This is a genomic window from Methylobacterium sp. ARG-1, assembly GCF_001262595.1.
GTDB lineage: Bacteria > Pseudomonadota > Alphaproteobacteria > Rhizobiales > Beijerinckiaceae > Methylobacterium > Methylobacterium brachiatum.
This window is the reverse complement of the sequence record NZ_LHCD01000004.1, coordinates 55,250-73,360: the sequence shown is the minus strand read 5'-3', so window position 1 is coordinate 73,360 and position 18,111 is coordinate 55,250. Positions and strand designations below refer to the sequence as shown.

The window sequence follows — 18,111 nt, the reverse complement described above, 5'->3', positions numbered from 1 at the left end:
ATCCACCGTTACGCTTCGAGCTCCGCGTCGAGGTCGCGACCGCGGGTCTCGGGCAGCAGGAACGCTGCGATGGTCCCGATCAGGCTGAACGCCGCGAGGTAATAGGCCGGCGCCAGCCGGTCGCCGGTCGCGGCGATCAGCCAGTTGATCACGTAGTTGGTGCTGCCGCCGAAGATCGACACCGAAAGCGCGTAGACGATCGACAGCCCAGCACTGCGCACGGCGCGCGGCAACGCTTCCGGGATGCCGACGATCACCGCGGCGGCGTTGATCGAGGACAGGGCCGAGAGCAGGAACGTGACCGCGTAGACGCTGGCGGCGCTGGGGGCGCTGACCACCCAGGCGAAGGCCGGCACGGCTAGGATCAGGATCAGCGCCCGCGGCCAGATCATCACGGGGCGCCGGCCGAACCGGTCGGCGAGCCAGCCGCCCAGCAGCGGGAAGATCACCGAGGCGAGGCCGAGCGCGATCGGCACCGCGGTGGCCGCGGTCTCGCTCAACCCCAACGTGGCGCCGGCGAAGACCGGCATGTTGGTGCCCACCGCGTTCGACACGGTCGAGGCCGCGATGACCAGGAAGGTCAGACCCAGCAGGCGGCCATGCTCGCGCAGGAGCCGCCCGAACACCGCGACCGTCGAGGACGCCGCGTGGGGATCCTCCTCGGCGCCGCCGGTCTCGGGCAGGTGGCTCCGGATCACGAGGCCCACCGGCACGACGCACAGGCCGAGGGCGAACATCACCCGCCAGCCCCAGGCCGACATCGCCTGGTCGCCGACGATGAGCGCCAGGATGGTCGCTACGATTCCGGCGAACAGCGCCGCGCAGCCCTGGCTGGCGATCTGCCAGCTGGTCACGAAGCCGCGCTTGGCCGGTGGCGCCGATTCGAGGAGATAGGCGGTGGACGGGCCGACCTCGCCACCGAGGGCGAGCCCCTGGATGAGTCGGCCCGCGATCACGATGACCTGCGCCCAGCCCCCGATCGCCGCGTAGGACGGGCAGGCGGCCAGCATCAGCATGCCGAGCGCCATCAGCGCGATGGTGATCAGCATGGCCGGTTTGCGGCCGGCCCGATCCGCGAAGGCGCCGATCAGTGCGCCGCCGATCGGCCGCATCACGTAGCCGACGCCGAACAGGGCCAGCGAAGCGAGCAGGCTGTGGGTCGGATCGGTCGCCGGGAAGAAGGCCTCGCCGATCGGCTTCGCGAAGAAGGCGTAGACGGTGAAATCGTAGAATTCGAGGGCGTTGCCGAGCACCACGGCGCCGACCGCCTTGCGGTCGAGAGCGGGGTGGGGTGCGGGGCCGGAGGGTAGCGTCGTCTTGGCGTCCGAAGTCTTGGCGTCCAAAGTCTTGGCGTCCATCGTCTTGGCATCCATCAGCGGGCCGGCTCCCCGGACGGCGGATGCTTGGCGATTCCCCCGGATACCGGCTCGGCGCCGTCGGCGACGGCCTCGTCGTAGCCGGCAAGCCAGCGCGTGCGCGCCTGCGTGCCCTCGGCATAGGGGCAGGCCTCGCGCGCCAATCCCTTTCCGGGCGCGGCGCGGCCGAGGGCGTGCGTGTCGAGATCGTTCGGGGGCGAATCCATGCTGGCGCTGCTCCTGATGCGTCGCGTTCGCCGCGATGTAGGGCAGGCGGCGCGCGCCGGCGCGCTCAATGCAGCGTCGGATCCGCGTCCGGCGGCAGGGAGACGGCCTCGCTGAACGGAAATTCGAGCACCACCTCGCCGGCCGCATCGGTGACGACCAGGCAGGCGGTCATGAGCCTCGCCTGATTTCGCGGATCGGAGAGGGCGGCGCGGATCGTGTCCTGGGCCTTCTCCCAGGCCTGGTCCGGATCGCGCAGCTCGACGCCGGTCGGATCGGTGATCGTGTCGTCACCGATCTGCGTGTGGAAGAAGAAGCGCGGCATGGCCCTCATCCCCGGTCTCGAGCGCTCCCGCGGAGCGCGCGCTCACCAGATGGGGATCGCAGCGGCCGAGGTCAGCCATTGGCGGCACGCAGCTCCGGCCCCCCGGGGATAGGGCGGAGGTTGTGCACGGTCGCGGACGCCATGCCGGTGCGGTGCAGCTTCTCCATCGCCATGAGCGGCCGCAATTCGGGCTCGGCGAAGTCCATCAGCCGGGCGTTGCGCCAGCGCGGCTTGCCGGCCCCGCGGCCGAACCAGCGCGGGCGCACCTCCTCGACCAGCAGCACGAGCCGGCCCGTCCAGGATTTGCGGAACCAGAAGCGCCCCGTCAGAGCCATCGTCCCATCTCCTTGAAGGCCGGCCCAGCCATCGATTCGATGGCGCCGGGCTCTCGGTGCCTCCAATACCGGACTTGGCCGCGCAAGTACCGGTCGACCGGGCCGTTCCGTCGCGGATCGACCGATATCCACAGGCCTGGGAGCGGGACGCAGGAAGCTCAGCGCGCGAGGTGGCGCAGGACCAGCCCGAGCACCAGCAGCCAGACAAGCCCTGAGATGACGTAGACGAAGCCGCGCAGGAGCGCGGATTCCAGAGCCTGATGCGCCGAGCGCGGATCGGCCCGCCGGCTCCCGCGATGCAGGGGCGGTGGCGCCGGCTCGGTGACGGAGCCGGGCGGCAGAGCCAGATAGCGCGTCAGGCTCTCGGGCAGTTTGCGGTGGTCGGTCTTCACAGCTGTGGAGGTTACGCGCCGCCGGTCGCGCGCGGCAAGGCATCCCCTACGGGTGAATCGGCTGCGAGCGCGTGGTACAGGTCGCCGACCCCGGCGGCACGGCCGGCCCTCGGCGTCCGATCATGTCCCTGCCCCCTGTCCTGATCACGGGCGTCGCCGGCTTCATCGGCAACGCGCTCGCGCTGCGCTTCCTCGAAGCCGGCCGACCTGTTGTGGGTCTCGACAACGTCAACGCCTATTACGACGTCGGCCTGAAGGAGGCGCGGCTGCGGCGGCTCGAACCCTTCGCGGGCTACAGCTTCGAACGCCTCGATCTCACGGACGGCGCCGGGCTCGCCGCGCTGTTCCGCCGCCACGGCTTCCAGACCGTCATCCATCTCGCCGCGCAGGCGGGCGTCCGCCACTCGCTGACCGACCCGCATGCCTACGCGTCGAGCAATCTCGTCGGCTTCCTGAACATCCTCGAAGCATGCCGGCATGGCGGCGTGGCGCATCTGCTCTACGCCTCCTCGAGCTCGGTCTACGGCGCGGTCACGGCCATGCCGTTCTCGGTCCACCAGAACGTCGACCATCCGGTGAGCCTCTACGCGGCGACCAAGAAGGCCAACGAGCTGATGGCCCACAGCTACAGCCACCTCTACGGGCTGCCGACCACGGGCCTGCGCTTCTTCACGGTGTACGGGCCCTGGGGCCGGCCCGACATGGCGATGTCTCTGTTCACCCGCGCCATCCTGGCCGGCGAGCCGATCCAGGTCTTCAACGAAGGCCGGATGCGCCGGGACTTCACCTATATCGACGACATCGTCGAAGGGATCGTCGCGCTCTCCGAGAAGCCGGCCGCCCCGAACCCGGCCTGGAGCGGCGCCGCCCCCGATCCCGGCACGAGTGCGGCGCCCTACCGGGTCTACAACATCGGCAACAACGAGCCGGTGGAGCTGATGCGGATGATCGCGCTTCTCGAGGAGGCGCTCGGGCGCAAGGCGGAGACGATCCTGCTGCCGATGCAGCCCGGCGACGTGCCGGCCACCTACGCGGATATCGAGGATCTGACCCGCGCAACAGGCTTTCGTCCGGCGACCCCGCTGAAGCTCGGCATCGAGCGCTTCGTGGCGTGGTACCGGAGCTATCACGGCCTCTGAGCGCGCCGACGATAGCCGAGCAGGGCCGCGATCCCGATAAAGATCGCCAGAGCCGTCCACATGCCGCCTTCGCCGAGCTTGCCGGCGACGATCCACAAGCGGTCCGGCTCCTCGGCGAATGTGAGCACCGCCATACCGAGCGTGCAGAGCGTGACGAGGATCGCCAGGGCGCGAAAACTCATGGCGGCGCTCCGCTTCCGGCGCCGCCGATTGCGCGCGGTCCGGCTGGATCAGCTTACGGCGTCACCGATCGCCCGTGCAATCCGACGCGGCTCCGAGCCTGCGCCGGAACCCGCTGCATTCCAGCTTCCATCCGTCGCAGGCGGCGAAGCACGTGGTCGGGTGTTGAGGGTCTGGCTGGCCGACTCATCCACCGGGACGACGGCTTCGCACGGCTAGGCCGTTGCACCACGGGTGTGTATTATTTAGAGCTGTTCCAGGCAGGCAAGCTCTGCTCTAAACGCTGCCGCGTCAGCGGCCATAAGGAGGAAATCCATGCGTTCTTTCGTTCTCGGCGCCGTCCTTGCCGCCCTGATCCCTCTCTCGGCGCAGGCCCAGGAGGCCGGTGATGCGGCCGCTGGCGAGAAGGCATTCGCCCCCTGCAAGGCATGCCACAATTTCCAGAAGAACGGCGTGGGTCCGGACCTCAAGGGCGTCGTGGGTCGTAAGGCCGGCGTCTACGAGGGCTACAACTTCTCGGCCGCTCTCAAGAACTCGGGCATCACCTGGGACGAGGCCAATCTGCACGAGTGGCTGAAGAACCCGAAGGCGAAGGTGCCCGGCACCAAGATGATCTTCCAGGGCTACACCGACGACAAGAAGATCAACGACGTGATCGCCTACCTCAAGACTCAGTCCTGATCCGTCACTCTCGCGCGTGAACTGATCCCGGGGCATCCGCGCAGACGCGCGGGTGCCCTCGTGCATTCAGGGCCGGCGCGGGCGGCAAACTATTCCGGGATGAGGCCGTTCTGTAGGCCGAGCCGCAGGGTGACGAGATCGTTCAGCAGGTCCTTCCGGCCCTGCATGTCGAGGCCGGTCCGGTCGCCTGCCTCGTCAGGCAGGCAGGCGAGCACGTCGCGCAGTTTCGCGCCGGCCGGCGTGAGGAAGATGCTGACCTGGCGCTCGTCCGCCCGATCCCGGGCGCGCCGCACGCGACCCGAGGCCTCCAGGCGCTTGAGCAGCGGGGTCAGGGTCCCGGAATCGAGGAACAGGCGGTTGCCGATCTCCTTCACCGACAGGCCATCCTCCTCCCAGAGCACCAGGAGAACGAGGTACTGCGGGTAGGTCAGCTCATGCCGCCCGAGCAGAGTGCGGTAGGCCCGGCCGAAGGCGTGGGCCGCGGCGTAGACGGCGAAACACAGTTGGTTGTCGAGGCGCTGCCGGTCCCGCTGCGATAGCTGGTCGACGGTCGCACGTCCCGCCTGGTTCGGCTCAGCGCCGCTCTGCGAGGCAGTCGGGCCTGACATCGGTGGAACTCTCTCTGGTAAAGGCGGGCTATCGTACCGGTATGCCGAAGGGCGACTCTTAGTCAGTTCGTGAAACCTGTACAATTCTCGTACACGGGCGACGTGCCATCCATCCTCTGCGGCGTTCAGCCGTCCATGAGGGGGTGCAGGTCTCGTACCATCGCCTTCAGGCGCTCATCGAGAACATGCGTGTAGATCTGCGTGGTCGAGATGTCGGCGTGCCCCAGCAATTCCTGGACAATGCGCAGATCGGCGCCGTTCTGCAGCAGATGGCTGGCGAAGGCATGCCGCAGCACGTGCGGGCTGACGCGGTCGGGACGTAACCCGGCGGCGACCGCCACGGCCTTCAGGTCGCGGGCGAAGGCCTGCCGGGTGAGATGGCCGCTGTCGCTCTCGGCCGGGAACAGCCACGGGGATTCCTCGGGCACCGCGGCGAGGTGCGCGGTCATCGCGACCCGGGACGCCTCGGTCAGCGGGACGAGCCGCTCGCGGCCGCCCTTGCCCTTGATGAACAGGTAGCGCTCGCGGGTGGTGCCGGCGGCGCGCGGCAGGGCGACGAGCTCGGAGACGCGCAGGCCGGTGGCGTAGAGAAGCTCGAGCAGGCAGACCATCCGGCGGGCGCGCCGCGCCGGCCCCGCCTCCGTGGCGGCCGCGGCCGCATGCGCGGTGGCCAGCAGCCTGTCCACCTCGGCGATCGACAGCACCTTCGGCAGGGTCCGGCCCCGGCGCGGCCCGGAGACCGCGACGCTCGGATCGGCCTCGGCGTAGCCCTCGGCATAGAGAAACTTGTGGAAGCCGCGCACGCAGGACAGGCGGCGGGCCGCCGACGAGGCCATGAGGCCTCGCGTCTCCAGATCCGCCACGAAGGCCCGGAGGCTGTGCGTATCGGCCTCCTCGAGCGGGATGCCTGCGCGACGTAGATAGGCGAGGTAATCGTCGAGATCGCGCCGATAGGCCGCCAGGGTGTTGGCGCCGGCCCCGCGCTCGGCGGCGAGCATGTCGAGATAGGCGGCGACCTCCGGTGAGGGGAGAGGGACCGGGGCGCCGTCCGGGACCGCGCTCAACGGCTGCCCGGTTGGAGCTTCGAGGCCGGGATGGTGACGGTCATCTCCCGGGGGGTCGGGACCACGAAATTCGCCAGCGCGAACATCGCCGCGAAGACGAGACCGGCCAGGATCGCGATGGTGGCGAAGAAACGAAACAGGGTCGGCACGTCGGTCGAACCTCGGGCAGACGGGCGCAGGTAGCGGGAGGGGAGCGCACGAAAGGCCCTCCCAAGATGTCGCGAGAGATCGGTTTCCACCATGCGATCGCGGCGCTGACAAGGCCTGGAAGGACACAGGGATGCGTTTCGCTGGCCGCTTGAATCGCGCTAAGAGCCTGGCACAGGATTGAAAGCCCTCCGCGAGGCGCGTGCGGGGCGGCGACAGGGAGCCGGAGACGCCACGACCATGCGATGCTGCCGTCGATGAACGAAGGGGACGTCGGTGAACCGATCGAGGCGCGCCTGCGCCGGGCGCTGGGCCTGCGCTCGATCGTGCTCGTCGGTTTGATGGGGGCGGGCAAGAGCACGGTCGGCCGGCGCCTGGCCAGTCGGCTCGGGCTGATTTTCAAGGATGCCGACAGCGAGATCGAGGCGGCGGCCGGTCTGACCATCCCCGACATCTTCGCGATCTACGGCGAGCCGAGCTTCCGCGACGGCGAGGAGCGGGTGATCTCGCGCCTCCTGCGGGCCGGGCCGCTGGTGCTGGCCACCGGCGGCGGCGCCTACCTGCGCGAGGCGACCCGGGCGCGGATCCGGGAATCCGCCATCTCGGTCTGGCTCAAAGCCGATCTCGACGTGCTGATGCGCCGCGTGCGCAAGCGCGGCAACCGGCCCCTGCTCCACACCGAAGATCCCGAGGCGACGATGCGCGACCTTATGGCGGTCCGCCACCCGGTCTACGCGGCCGCCGACGTGGTGGTGATCTCCCGGGAAGTCTCCCACGACCGCGTCGTCCAGGACGTGCTGGAGGCGCTGGACGCACACCTGAACGCTGCGGCCCCGAGCCCGATCGCGGCCCAATAATGAAGACCGAGCGAGCCCATCCGTGAGTGAGCTTTCGACCCATCCGGTTCCCCTGACGGTCCACGTGCCGCTCGATGCCGGGCGCGATTACGACATCCTGATCGGGCGCGGCCTGATCGAGACGGCCGGGGCTCGGGTGGCCGCCCTCGGGGGCCGCCGGGCGGCGATCGTCACCGACGCGAACGTCGCCGCTCTCTACGGTGATCGCCTGCGGACCAGCCTGGAGCGCGCCGGCCTCGGTTCCGGCATCGTCACCGTAGCGCCGGGCGAGGGCTCGAAATCCTATGCCGGCTACGCGCAGGTCTGCGACGGCCTGCTGGCCCTGAAGGTCGAGCGCGGCGATCTCGTGGTGGCGCTCGGCGGCGGCGTGGTCGGCGATCTCGCCGGGTTCGCCGCCGCGACCCTGCGCCGGGGCGTGCGCTTCGTGCAGGTCCCGACCAGCCTGCTTGCCCAGGTCGATAGCTCGGTGGGCGGCAAGACCGGGATCAACGCCCCGCTCGGCAAAAACCTGATCGGCGCCTTCCACCAGCCCCGCCTTGTACTGGCCGATACCGCGACCCTCGACACCCTGTCCGAGCGCGAGATGCGGGCCGGCTACGCGGAGGTCGCCAAATACGGGCTGATCGCGGATGCCGGGTTCTTCGACTGGTGCGAGGCCAACTGGCGTGGAATCTTCTCCGGCGGCCCCGAGCGCGAGGAGGCGGTTGCCGCCTGCTGCCGCGCAAAGGCCGCGGTGGTCACCCGTGACGAGCGGGAGGACGGCGAGCGCGCGCTGCTCAATCTCGGCCACACCTTCGGCCACGCCCTGGAGCGGATCACCGGTTACGACTCGGCGCGGCTGGTGCACGGGGAGGGGGTCGCGATCGGCACGGCCCTAGCCTTCCGGTTCTCGGCCAGGCTCGGGCTCTGCCCCGGGCAGGATGCCGGCCGCGTCGCCAACCATCTGGCACTCGCCGGCCTGCCGACCCGCCTTCAGGCGGTGCCGGGCGGCTGCGGCGACGCCGACGCCCTCGTCGAGGCGATGGCCCAGGACAAGAAGGTCCGCGACGGCGCCCTGACCTTCATCCTCGCCCGCGGGATCGGCCAGAGCTTCATCGCCCCCGGGATCGACCGATCCGAGGTGCGCGCCTTCCTGCAGGACGAGCTCGCCGCCGACCTGCGCCCCTGACCCTGCCATCGGCCTTGCCTTGCGCCGGTCGGACCGCTAAGAGCCTGCCACATCCGGGACGGTTCAGACCGTCGCGAGATTCTGGCTCGGATCATACCCGGGACAGGAGGTCGAGGTCGGTTCGCCGATCTTGCCGGTTGCCGGTGTAGCTCAGTGGTAGAGCAGCGCTTTCGTAAAGCGAAGGTCGGGGGTTCAAATCCCTCCTCCGGCACCATTTCCTCCACGGGCTGGTTCAGGCACGCGGGCGATTCAGAAACATTCCAGCCTATTGCAGCTGCTCCGATGGATCGTCGGGCGGCGCGCCGCTGAATTTAGCCCCCGTCTGTCATCGTTTGCGGAACCGGATGCACCGTCCCCGTGTAGGGCGATCGGTGCCGTTTCTCGGCGCAGCAGACGGATACGCCATGAAAGCCGAGATCCTGGGCGTCCGGTTTGTCCACGAAGGCTGGAGCCGGTTCGGGATCGCGACGGTGCGTCTCGCCGACGGCGCCGTGGTCGAGCGCGAGATCGAGGATCACGGCAATTCGGTGGGGGTCCTGCCCTATGATCCGGAGCGGAAGGTCGCCACGCTGGTGCGCGAGCTGCGGGTACCGCCTCTCTTCGCCGCCGGTGAGCAGGTCCAGCTGGAAGCGCCGGCCGGGCTGATCGACGACGGTAGCCCGGAGGAGAACGGCCGCCGGGAGGCGCTCGAGGAGGTTGGCCTGCGCCTGCACGACCTCGAATTTGTCGGCGCGACCTATTCCTGCGCCAGCCTGACAACGGAGAAACTGCACCTCTACCTCGCGCCCTACGGCCGGGCGGATCGCGCGGAGGCGGGCGGCGGTGCCGAGGGCGAGCACGAGAACATCCGGATCGTGGAGATGCCGCTCGCCGAACTCGCCGGCATGGCGGACCGGGCCGAACTCACCGACCTGAAGACGTTGACCCTGGTCCTGGCCCTGCGCGCCCGACATCCGGAGCTTTTCGCGGCGTGAGAATCCGCTATCGCGTATTCGCACAATGGTTGATCACCGGCGCGGTGTTTCTCGCGGTCGCCTGGATCGCGTTCCATCTGCGCTGAGCAGAACCCCGTCTCAGGAAACGAAGCGATGAGCGAAGACGCCGGCACCGTCGAACCGCACGGCCTCGACCGGGGTCTCACCAATTACGGCGACCGCGATTTCGCCCGCTACCTGCGACGGTCCTTCGCCCGGTCCATGGGCATCTCGCGCACCCTTCTCGACAAGCCGGTGGTCGGCATCGCGATGACCCCGTCGGGGTTCAACAATTGCCACCGGAGCATGCCCGAGCTGGTGGAGGCGGTCTCCCGCGGTGTGCTCGCCGCCGGCGCCCTGCCGCGCCCGTTCCCGACCGTGTCGCTCGGAGAGGTTTTCCTCAATCCGACCAGTATGATGTACCGCAACCTCATGGCCATGGACACGGAGGAGATGATCCAGGCCCAGCCGATGGATGCGGTCGTGCTGATCGGCGGCTGCGACAAGACGGTGCCGGCCCAGCTCATGGGTGCGGCCTCGGCAGGCCTTCCGGCGATCCAAGTGGTGACAGGCCCGATGTCCACCGGCCGCCATCGCGGCCAGCGGCTCGGCGCCTGCACGGATTGCCGGGGCTTCTGGGCTAAGTACCGGGCCGGGACGGTGGATGCGGAAGAGATCGCCGAGGTCGAAGGCCGCCTCTCGGTCACCGCCGGCACCTGTGCGGTGATGGGCACCGCCTCGACCATGGCCTGCATCGCCGAGGCGCTCGGCATGTCGCTGCCCGGAACCGCCGCGATCCCGGCGGTGCATTCGGACCGGCTGGTCGCCGCCGAGGAGACCGGCCGCGCCGCCGTGCGGCTGATCCAGACCAAGATCACCCCGGCCCAGGTCATCACCCGGGAATCCGTGGAGAACGCGATCCGGGTCCTGATGGCGGTGTCCGGCTCCACCAACGCCATCGTCCACCTGACGGCCATCGCCGGGCGCCTCGGCATCCGCATCCCGTCCAAGCGCTTCAACGAAATCTCGGACGAGACGCCGGTGCTGGTCGACCTGAAGCCCGTGGGCGAGGGCTACATGGAGGATTTCCACGCCGCCGGCGGCATGGGAGCGCTGCTGCGCGAACTGCGCCCGCTCCTGCATCTTGATACCGTGGATGTGGAGGGCCGCACCCTCGCCGAGCGCCTGGACGAGCCGCCCGGCTGGGTCGACCGCTCGGTCATCCGAGCCTTCGACAATCCAGTCTCACCGGTCGGCGGGCTGGTGGCCCTCGCCGGCAACCTCGCCCCCGACGGGGCAATCTTCAAGCGCGCCGCCGCGACGCCGGAGCTGTTCGAATCCGAGGGGCGGGCGGTGGTGTTCACCGGCCTCGAAGACCTCAGCCGGCGCATCGACGATCCGGATCTCGACGTGGCGCCGGGCGACGTGCTGGTGCTGCAAAATGCCGGGCCTCACGCCGCCGGGATGCCGGAAGCGGGCTACCTGCCGATCCCGAAGAAGCTCGCCCGGGCCGGGATCAAGGACATGGTGCGGATCTCCGACGCGCGGATGTCCGGCACGGCCTTCGGGTCGATCGTGCTGCACATCGCCCCGGAAGCCGCCATCGGGGGCCCGCTCGGCGCCGTGCGCGACGGCGACCGGATCCGCCTGTCGATCCGGGACAAGCGGATCGACCTGCTGGTGGACGAGGCCGAGATCGCCCGCCGGCTCGCCGACCATGAACCGCCGCCTGCGCCCAAGCGCGGCTACAAGGCGCTCTACCGGCGCACTGTCACCCAGGCGCCGGAAGGCTGCGACTTCGACTTCCTGATCGGGGAGGGCGAGCCGCGCTGACGCGCGCGGCTTGATCCGCCGCGGCCCCGGGGCCATCGTTCGACGAAGAATCGGGAGGAGTCGACCATATGACGCGCGCCTGCATCGTGGGCTGGGCCCACACCCCCTTCGGCAAGCTCGAGGAACCGGATGTCGAGGCGCTGGTCGCGCGTGTGTCCGGCGAAGCGCTGGCGCATGCGGGCGTCGAGGATTCCCAGGTCGACGGCATCTATGTCGGCGTCATGAACATCGGCTTCTCGAAGCAGGGTTTCGAGGGGTCGCAGGTCGCCCTGAATCGACCGGGCCTCGCCCATGCGCCGGCGACGCATCTGGAGAATGCCTGCGCCACCGGCTCGGCCGCGCTCTACGCCGCCCTCGACTTCGTCGATAGCGGCCGCGGCCGAATCGCCCTGGTGGTCGGCGCCGAGAAGATGACCGCGAAATCCGTGGCCGAAACCGGCGACATCCTGCTCGGCGCCTCCTACCGGAAGGAGGAGGCCGACATCGAGGGCGGGTTTGCCGGCGTGTTCGGGCGGATCGCGGCGGGCTATTTCCAGCGCTACGGCGACCGCAGCGAGGAACTGGCTCGGATCGCCGCTAAGAACCACCGCAACGGCGTCGCCAACCCCTTTGCGCAGCTGCGCAAGGATCTCGGCTTCGCGTTCTGCAACACGGTCTCCGACAAGAACCCCTACGTGGCGGCGCCGCTCCGCCGGACCGATTGCTCGCTGATCTCGGACGGCGCCGCCGCCCTCGTGGTTGCGGATGCCGAGACCGCCGAGGGGCTGGCGCGGGCGATCGGCTTCCGCGCCCGAGCGCATGTCAACGACATCCTGCCCCTGTCGCGCCGGGATCCGACCGAATTCAAGGGTGCGCGGCTCGCCTGGGAAAAGGCGCGGGCGCAGGCCGGGATCGGCAACGACGACCTGTCCTTCGTCGAGACGCACGATTGCTTCACCATCGCCGAACTCATCGAGTACGAGGCGATGGGTCTGGCCGAGCCGGGCCAGGGCTACCGCGTCGTTCGCGAAGGCCTGACCGAGAAGGGCGGCCGCCTGCCGGTCAATCCCTCCGGCGGCTTGAAGGCCAAGGGCCATCCGGTCGGCGCCACCGGTGTCTCGATGCACGTGATGGCCTGCCTCCAGCTTATGGGCGAGGCCGGCGAGATGCAGGTCCCCGGCGCGAACCTGGCCGGGATCTTCAACATGGGCGGCGCGGCCGTCGCCAATTACGTGTCGATCCTGGAGCGGCGGCGGTAGCGCCAACCCCTATCGGGCCAGCGGAGGAGGGGGGGGATGCCCCCTCAGCCGAGCTTGTCGAGCGCCTGCTTGAGGTCGGCGATCAGGTCGGCCTCGTTCTCCAGGCCGATCGACAGCCGCACGGTCTCGGGGCCGACCTGGGCGGCGGCCTTCTCGTGCTCCGGCAATTGCCGGTGCGTGGTCGAGGACGGGTGGATCGCCAGCGACTTGATCTCGCCGATGTTGACGAGGTGCGAGATCAGCTCCAACCCGGCAATGAAGGCAAGGGCGGCCGGCTCGCCGCCTTTTAGCGCGAAGGTGAAGATCGAGCCCGGCCCCTGCGGGGTGTAGCGCCGCGCCAGCTCCTCCCCGGGCTGGCCGGGCAGACCAGGATAGCTCACCCAGGCCACCGCCGGATGGTCCTTGAGGAAGGTCGCCACCGCCCGGGCATTGGCGCAGTGGCGCTCCATGCGCAGCGGCAGCGTCTCGATGCCCATCAGGGTCAGGAACGCGTTCATCGGCGACAGGCCGGGGCCGAGGTCACGCAGGCCGAAAAATCGGCAGGCCGCCGCGAAGGGGGTCTCGGGAAAGCTCTCGGTCAGGACCAAGCCGTCATAGTCCGGCCAGGGCTCGGTGATCAGGTTGTAGCCGCTGGTCCGGGTCCAGTCGAAGGCGCCGGCATCGCAGATCATGCCGCCGATGGTCTGCCCGGAGCCGCCGAGGAACTTCGAGGTCGAGTGAACGACGATGTCGGCCCCGTGCTCGATCGGCCGGATCAGGGCCGGCGAGGCCAGGGTGTTGTCGACGACGAGGGGCAGGCCGTGACGGCGCGCCACTGCGGCGATACCGGCGAGGTCCATCACCGAGGCGCAGGGGTTCACGATCGATTCGCAGATGATCGCCCGGCAATCCGGTGTGATCGCGGCCTCGAAATCCGCGGGGGTCATGCCGCCGGCGAAGCGGGGCTTCAGGTCATAGCGGCCGTCGAGGCGGCGCATCAGGCCGAGGGAGCCGCCGAACAGGCGCGGCGAGGCCACATAGGCGTCGCCACTCTTCATCAGCGTCATCAGCACGAGCAGCATCGCCGATTGCCCAGACGACACCGCGACGCCCGCCTTGGCGCCTTCCAGGTCGGCGACCCGCCGCTCCAGGGCGGCGACCGTCGGGTTCGAGCCCCGCGAATAAGAGAAGCCGGACCGGCGGCCCGCGAAGATGTCGGCCGCCTGTTCGGTGGAATCGAACACGAAGCCGTTGGTGAAGTAGATCGGCTGGACCCGGGCACCTGTGGCGGGGTCCGGCGCCGCGCCGGCATGGATGGCCCGGGTCGCGAAACGGTGCTTGCGGCTCAAATCCGTCATGGCTCTCGGTCGGCTGTTCGGCGCCCGGATCGTCGCTGCGCCCGAGCCTGAAGAGGCTTCACGCCGCGCGGCGGATGAAGGCCTGCAGGGTTCGGACCAGGGTGGTCGGCTCGTAGGGCTTCGGGATGAACCGGGCGCCCTCCGGCATGTCGTTGGGGCCGGGCGTGCCCATGCCGGACACGACCAGCACGGGAATCGTCGGCCAGCGATGCGCCACGAGGCGGGCGAGGGCGAACCCGTCCATCGAGCCCTGCGGCATGTCGACATCCGTCATCAGGACGCCGACATCGTCGCGATTTTCCAGGACCTTGAGCGCCTTGTCGGCGTGGCTGGCTTCCAGCACCGTGAAGCCGGCATCCGCCAAGGTGTCGGACGCCTCCATGAGCAGGAGGCCGTCATCCTCCACCAGCAGCACGACGGGTTGGTCGGACGGGCTCTCTGTCATCAGACCTGCGGAGGTTCAGTCGCGACGCGCGAAGCCCGCGCCGTATTCCCCGGGCCTGCCCCCGTCAAGGCGCGGGGGCCGGGCGTAGGGCAGCCGTCTCAGGCCGCCTCCTCGCGCTTGCCCAGGCGCTTGTCGAGATAGGTGTCAACCGTCTGGGTCAGCTCGTCGACCTTGCCGTCGAAGAAGTGGTTGGCGCCCTCGACCACCTGGTGCTCGATGATCACGCCCTTCTGCACCTTCACCTTCTCGATCACCGGCATGACCTCGCGGGCCGGCGCGACCCGGTCCTCGGAGCCGTGGACGAACAGGCCGGAAGACGGGCAGGGGGCCAGGAAGGTGAAGTCGAAGCGGTTGGCCATGGCGGCGATCGAGATGAAGCCCTCGATCTCCGGTCGGCGCATGAGAAGCTGCATCCCGATCCACGCGCCGAAGGACACGCCGGCGATCCAGCACGACTTCGCCTCCGGGTTGACCGACTGCACCCAGTCGAGCGCCGCAGCCGCATCGGACAATTCGCCCGAGCCATGGTCGAACGAGCCCTGGCTCCGCCCGACCCCGCGGAAATTGAAGCGCAGGGCTGCAAAGCCGCGATTGGCGAAGGTGTAGAAAAGGTTGTACACAATTTGATTGTTCATCGTACCCCCGAACTGGGGGTGCGGGTGCAGCACGATTGCGATCGGCGCGCCGCGCTTCTTGGGGGCTTGGTAACGGCCTTCCAGACGTCCGGCCGGGCCGGTGAAGATGACTTCAGGCATCGTTCGACTCTCGTTTCAGCGGTCGCCGGCCGCGCGATCGTGGGCAGTGAAAAGGCAGCCTTGACTCACCGCACGCACACCATACAAACGCTCTTAGAACAGTTCTAGGCGATTAGAACTATTCTAAAGTAAGTGAGCTTGCGGGAAATGCTTGCTCCCTGCACCAGCCGTTCGGTTGGCGAGACCTCATTTGTCGGCGCGCCTTAGCACGGCGGACCGGTGCGCGGGCAAGGAATTGTAACGCGCCGTACCCAGGGGACGACACGGAATCAGCATGAGCCGGGCCCGCGCCTATCTCGATCACAACGCGACTGCCCCGGTCCGCCCGGCCGTGGCGGAGGCGGTAGCGCGCGCCCTGATGCTGCCCGGGAACCCCTCGTCGATCCATCAGGAGGGCCGTGCAGCCCGCGCAGCCCTGGAATCCGCCCGTGGGCAGCTCGCCGCCCTGGTGGGTGCCCGCCCGGCGCAGGTGGTGTTCACCAGCGGCGGGACGGAGGCCGCGAATGCGGTCCTGTCCGGTGCGCTCGGGCGCCGTGGGCAGCCGAAGCCGACGCGCCTGCTGCATTCCGCGACGGAGCACCCTTGCGTGGCCGCCGGCCACCGTTTCCCCGAGGGTGCGGTCGAGCAGGTCCCGGTCACCCCCGACGGCGTGATCGACCTCGCTGTCCTCGAACGCCGGCTCGCCGCGCTGGCGGATGAGCGCCTGCTCATCTCGGTCCATGCCGCGAACAACGAGACCGGGGCGGTCCAGCCCCTGGCCGACATCGTCGCCCTGGCGCGCGCGCACGGCTCAGCGCTGGTGCACAGCGATGCCGTGCAGGCTGTGGGCAAGATCGCCCTCGACATGGGCGCCCTCGGGCTCGATGCGCTCACCCTGTCGGGCCACAAATTCGCGGCCCCGAAGGGCGTAGGCGCGATGATCCTCGCCGACGACGTGGCCCTCGACGACGCCTTCCTGCGCGGCGGTGGGCAGGAGCGCCGGCAACGCTGCGGGACCGAGTGCCTGCCGGCCATCGTCGGCATGGGCGAGGCGGCGCGGCTCGCCGGCGAGGCGCTCGACCGGGAGGCCGCACGCCTCTCGGGCCTGCGCGACCGGATCGAGACCGGCCTCCTTGCCCAGGCGCCCGACGCGGTGGTGTTCGCCGCCGGCGCCGTGCGCCTCCCCAACACGCTCAGCTTCGCGGTCCCGGGTCTCGATGCCCCCGCGGCGCTGATCGCCCTCGACCTCGCCGGCGTGGCGGTGTCGTCCGGCTCGGCCTGCTCCTCGGGCAAGGTCGCACGCTCGGCGACGCTGGCGGCGATGGGCGTCGATCCCAAGCTTGCCGGGGGGGCGCTGCGCGTCAGCCTCGGCTGGAACACGGTGGACGAGGATGCGTCATGCTTTCTCGACGCCTTCGAACGGGTCTTGCAGCCCCTATATAAGCGGCGAGGGTGCGCGGCCTGAGCGGCCGCGTCCCACGCTTTCCGAAAGACGCTTCCCGGTCCTTGAAACCGGGCTTGCCAGGAGACGCTGATGCCTGCCGTGCAGGAAACAATCGACCGGGTCCGCTCGATCGACCTCGACCAGTACAAGTACGGGTTCGAGACCACCATCGAGATGGAGAAGTCCGCCAAGGGCATCTCCGAGGATGTCGTGCGCTTCATCTCGGCCAAGAAGAACGAGCCGGCTTGGCTGCTGGAATGGCGCCTCGACGCCTACCGCCGCTGGCTCACCATGAAGGAGCCGGACTGGGCGCGCGTCTCGTACGACAAGGTCGATTATAACGACATCTACTACTACGCCGCGCCCAAGCGCCCGGCGGCGATGTCGCTCGACGAGATCGATCCCGAGATCCTGAAGACCTACGAGAAGCTTGGCATCCCGCTGCGCGAGGTCGAGGTGCTGGAAGGCATCGCGCCGGAGCGTCGCGTCGCGGTCGACGCCGTGTTCGACTCGGTCTCGGTGGCGACCACCTTCAAGAAGGAACTCTCGAAGGCCGGCGTGATCTTCATGCCGATCTCCGAGGCGGTTCAGGAATATCCCGAGCTGGTCCGGAAGTACCTGGGCACGGTGGTGCCCTCGACCGACAACTTCTTCGCGACGCTGAACTCGGCCGTCTTCTCCGACGGCTCGTTCGTCTACATCCCACCGGGCGTGCGCTGCCCGATGGAGCTGTCGACCTATTTCCGCATCAACGAGCGCGACACCGGCCAGTTCGAGCGCACGCTGATCATCGCCGACAAGGGCTCCTACGTCTCGTATCTGGAGGGCTGCACCGCCCCGAAGCGCGACGACAACCAGCTCCATGCCGCGGTGGTCGAGCTGGTCGCCCTGGATGACGCCGAGATCAAGTACTCGACGGTCCAGAACTGGTACCCGGGCGACAACGAGGGCAAGGGCGGTATCTACAACTTCGTGACCAAGCGCGGCGATTGCCGCGGCGCCCGCTCGAAGATCTCCTGGACCCAGGTCGAGACCGGCTCGGCGATCACCTGGAAATACCCGTCCTGCATCCTGCGCGGCGACGAATCCCGCGGCGAGTTCTACTCGATCGCGGTGTCGAACGGCATGCAGCAGGTCGATTCCGGCACCAAGATGATCCATCTCGGCAAGAACACCACCAGCCGGATCATCTCGAAGGGCATCTCCGCCGGGCGTTCGCAGAACACCTATCGGGGCCTCGTCTCGGCTCACAAGAAGGCCAAGAACGCCCGCAACTTCACCAATTGCGACTCGCTGCTGATCGGCGATCAATGCGGGGCGCACACCGTGCCCTACATCGAGTCGAAGAACGCCTCAGCGGTGTTCGAGCACGAGGCGACCACCTCGAAGATCTCCGAGGACCAGAAGTTCTACTGTCTGCAGCGTGGCCTCTCCGAGGAGGAGGCGACAGCCCTCATCGTCAACGGCTTCGTCCGCGACGTGCTGCAGCAGCTGCCGATGGAGTTCGCCGTGGAGGCCCAGAAGCTGATCTCGATCAGCCTCGAAGGCTCGGTCGGCTAAGTCCACCGCGGATCGGATACCCCAGGCGATCGCGGCATCCCTGCGGTCGCCATCCGGATCGCGTGACGGC

21 protein-coding genes and 1 tRNA gene are annotated in these 18,111 nt (G+C 68.9%); 10 read left to right on the top strand and 12 right to left on the bottom strand.

Annotated elements, in window-relative coordinates:
• Positions 1–8: 8 nt before the first annotated feature.
• The 5 genes from AKJ13_RS06210 to AKJ13_RS06190 form a co-directional block, all read right to left on the bottom strand.
• The gene (locus tag AKJ13_RS06210; protein WP_050732761.1) at positions 9–1,358 is read right to left on the bottom strand and encodes an MFS transporter; all 1,350 of its coding nucleotides are present in this window, start codon (positions 1,356–1,358) and stop codon (positions 9–11) included.
• A 14-nt stretch (positions 1,359–1,372) separates the two neighbouring features.
• The gene (locus tag AKJ13_RS06205; protein WP_050732572.1) at positions 1,373–1,582 is read right to left on the bottom strand and encodes an Rmf/CrpP family protein; all 210 of its coding nucleotides are present in this window, start codon (positions 1,580–1,582) and stop codon (positions 1,373–1,375) included.
• A 65-nt stretch (positions 1,583–1,647) separates the two neighbouring features.
• Positions 1,648–1,905: a hypothetical protein gene (locus AKJ13_RS06200; RefSeq protein ID WP_050732571.1), complete on the bottom strand. Its 258-nt coding sequence runs from the start codon at positions 1,903–1,905 to the stop codon at positions 1,648–1,650.
• 71 nt (positions 1,906–1,976) lie between these two features.
• Positions 1,977–2,240, bottom strand: a complete 264-nt coding sequence (locus AKJ13_RS06195; RefSeq protein WP_050732570.1) for a hypothetical protein — start codon at positions 2,238–2,240, stop codon at positions 1,977–1,979.
• Between the two features lie 158 nt (positions 2,241–2,398).
• A complete protein-coding gene (locus AKJ13_RS06190; RefSeq protein ID WP_050732569.1) occupies positions 2,399–2,632 on the bottom strand; it encodes a hypothetical protein in 234 nt (77 codons plus the stop codon).
• A 122-nt stretch (positions 2,633–2,754) separates the two neighbouring features.
• On the opposite strand from AKJ13_RS06190, the gene AKJ13_RS06185 reads away from it, so the two are divergent.
• A complete protein-coding gene (locus tag AKJ13_RS06185; RefSeq protein WP_050732568.1) occupies positions 2,755–3,771 on the top strand; it encodes an NAD-dependent epimerase in 1,017 nt (338 codons plus the stop codon).
• On the opposite strand, the gene AKJ13_RS06180 is transcribed toward AKJ13_RS06185, so the two are convergent.
• On the bottom strand, positions 3,759–3,953 hold the full coding sequence (locus tag AKJ13_RS06180) for a hypothetical protein (protein WP_050732567.1): 195 nt from the start codon (positions 3,951–3,953) through the stop codon (positions 3,759–3,761). The genes AKJ13_RS06185 and AKJ13_RS06180 overlap by 13 nt on opposite strands.
• Before the next feature lie 313 nt (positions 3,954–4,266).
• Here AKJ13_RS06180 and AKJ13_RS06175 point away from each other — a divergent pair, with 313 nt between their 5' ends.
• On the top strand, positions 4,267–4,632 hold the full coding sequence (locus AKJ13_RS06175) for a cytochrome c family protein (RefSeq protein WP_050732566.1): 366 nt from the start codon (positions 4,267–4,269) through the stop codon (positions 4,630–4,632).
• A gap of 89 nt (positions 4,633–4,721) precedes the next feature.
• Here AKJ13_RS06175 and AKJ13_RS06170 read toward each other — a convergent pair whose 3' ends face one another.
• The 3 genes from AKJ13_RS06170 to AKJ13_RS06160 all read right to left on the bottom strand — a co-directional run bounded on the left by AKJ13_RS06170 (position 4,722) and on the right by AKJ13_RS06160 (position 6,453).
• Positions 4,722–5,240: a MarR family transcriptional regulator gene (locus AKJ13_RS06170; RefSeq protein WP_050732565.1), complete on the bottom strand. Its 519-nt coding sequence runs from the start codon at positions 5,238–5,240 to the stop codon at positions 4,722–4,724.
• A gap of 125 nt (positions 5,241–5,365) precedes the next feature.
• Positions 5,366–6,304: a site-specific tyrosine recombinase XerD gene (locus tag AKJ13_RS06165; protein WP_050732564.1), complete on the bottom strand. Its 939-nt coding sequence runs from the start codon at positions 6,302–6,304 to the stop codon at positions 5,366–5,368.
• Complete coding sequence (locus AKJ13_RS06160) at positions 6,301–6,453, bottom strand: hypothetical protein (RefSeq protein WP_007566707.1); 153 nt, start codon at positions 6,451–6,453, stop codon at positions 6,301–6,303. The genes AKJ13_RS06165 and AKJ13_RS06160 overlap by 4 nt, the downstream gene beginning before the upstream one ends.
• 255 nt (positions 6,454–6,708) lie before the next feature.
• Between AKJ13_RS06160 and AKJ13_RS06155 the strand changes: the two genes are divergently transcribed.
• From AKJ13_RS06155 to AKJ13_RS06130, 6 genes are all read left to right on the top strand, one after another.
• Positions 6,709–7,308, top strand: a complete 600-nt coding sequence (locus AKJ13_RS06155; protein WP_039903768.1) for a shikimate kinase — start codon at positions 6,709–6,711, stop codon at positions 7,306–7,308.
• Between the two features lie 22 nt (positions 7,309–7,330).
• Complete coding sequence (gene aroB / locus AKJ13_RS06150; protein ID WP_050732563.1) at positions 7,331–8,476, top strand: 3-dehydroquinate synthase; 1,146 nt, start codon at positions 7,331–7,333, stop codon at positions 8,474–8,476.
• A gap of 139 nt (positions 8,477–8,615) precedes the next feature.
• Positions 8,616–8,690 (top strand) — tRNA-Thr (locus tag AKJ13_RS06145).
• Between the two features lie 190 nt (positions 8,691–8,880).
• Positions 8,881–9,450: an NUDIX hydrolase gene (locus AKJ13_RS06140; protein ID WP_050732562.1), complete on the top strand. Its 570-nt coding sequence runs from the start codon at positions 8,881–8,883 to the stop codon at positions 9,448–9,450.
• A 114-nt stretch (positions 9,451–9,564) separates the two neighbouring features.
• Positions 9,565–11,283 (top strand): IlvD/Edd family dehydratase, encoded by a 1,719-nt coding sequence (locus AKJ13_RS06135; RefSeq protein ID WP_050732561.1) that lies wholly within the window; start codon positions 9,565–9,567, stop codon positions 11,281–11,283.
• A gap of 68 nt (positions 11,284–11,351) precedes the next feature.
• A complete protein-coding gene (locus AKJ13_RS06130) occupies positions 11,352–12,521 on the top strand; it encodes an acetyl-CoA acetyltransferase (protein WP_050732560.1) in 1,170 nt (389 codons plus the stop codon).
• A gap of 44 nt (positions 12,522–12,565) precedes the next feature.
• On the opposite strand, the gene AKJ13_RS06125 is transcribed toward AKJ13_RS06130, so the two are convergent.
• From AKJ13_RS06125 to AKJ13_RS06115, 3 genes are all read right to left on the bottom strand, one after another.
• Positions 12,566–13,858 (bottom strand): aminotransferase class I/II-fold pyridoxal phosphate-dependent enzyme, encoded by a 1,293-nt coding sequence (locus AKJ13_RS06125; protein ID WP_050732559.1) that lies wholly within the window; start codon positions 13,856–13,858, stop codon positions 12,566–12,568.
• A 58-nt stretch (positions 13,859–13,916) separates the two neighbouring features.
• Positions 13,917–14,303, bottom strand: a complete 387-nt coding sequence (locus tag AKJ13_RS06120; protein ID WP_007566721.1) for a response regulator — start codon at positions 14,301–14,303, stop codon at positions 13,917–13,919.
• A 98-nt stretch (positions 14,304–14,401) separates the two neighbouring features.
• Entirely contained in the window at positions 14,402–15,058 is a 657-nt protein-coding gene (locus AKJ13_RS06115; RefSeq protein WP_007566723.1) for an alpha/beta hydrolase, read from the bottom strand.
• Between the two features lie 274 nt (positions 15,059–15,332).
• Between AKJ13_RS06115 and AKJ13_RS06110 the strand changes: the two genes are divergently transcribed.
• Both AKJ13_RS06110 and sufB read left to right on the top strand, forming a co-directional pair.
• Positions 15,333–16,502 carry a cysteine desulfurase family protein gene (locus AKJ13_RS06110; RefSeq protein ID WP_050732558.1) on the top strand — a complete coding sequence of 390 codons (1,170 nt, stop codon included), beginning with the start codon at positions 15,333–15,335 and terminating at the stop codon, positions 16,500–16,502.
• Between the two features lie 69 nt (positions 16,503–16,571).
• On the top strand, positions 16,572–18,041 hold the full coding sequence (gene sufB / locus AKJ13_RS06105) for a Fe-S cluster assembly protein SufB (protein WP_050732557.1): 1,470 nt from the start codon (positions 16,572–16,574) through the stop codon (positions 18,039–18,041).
• Positions 18,042–18,111 lie beyond the last annotated feature (70 nt).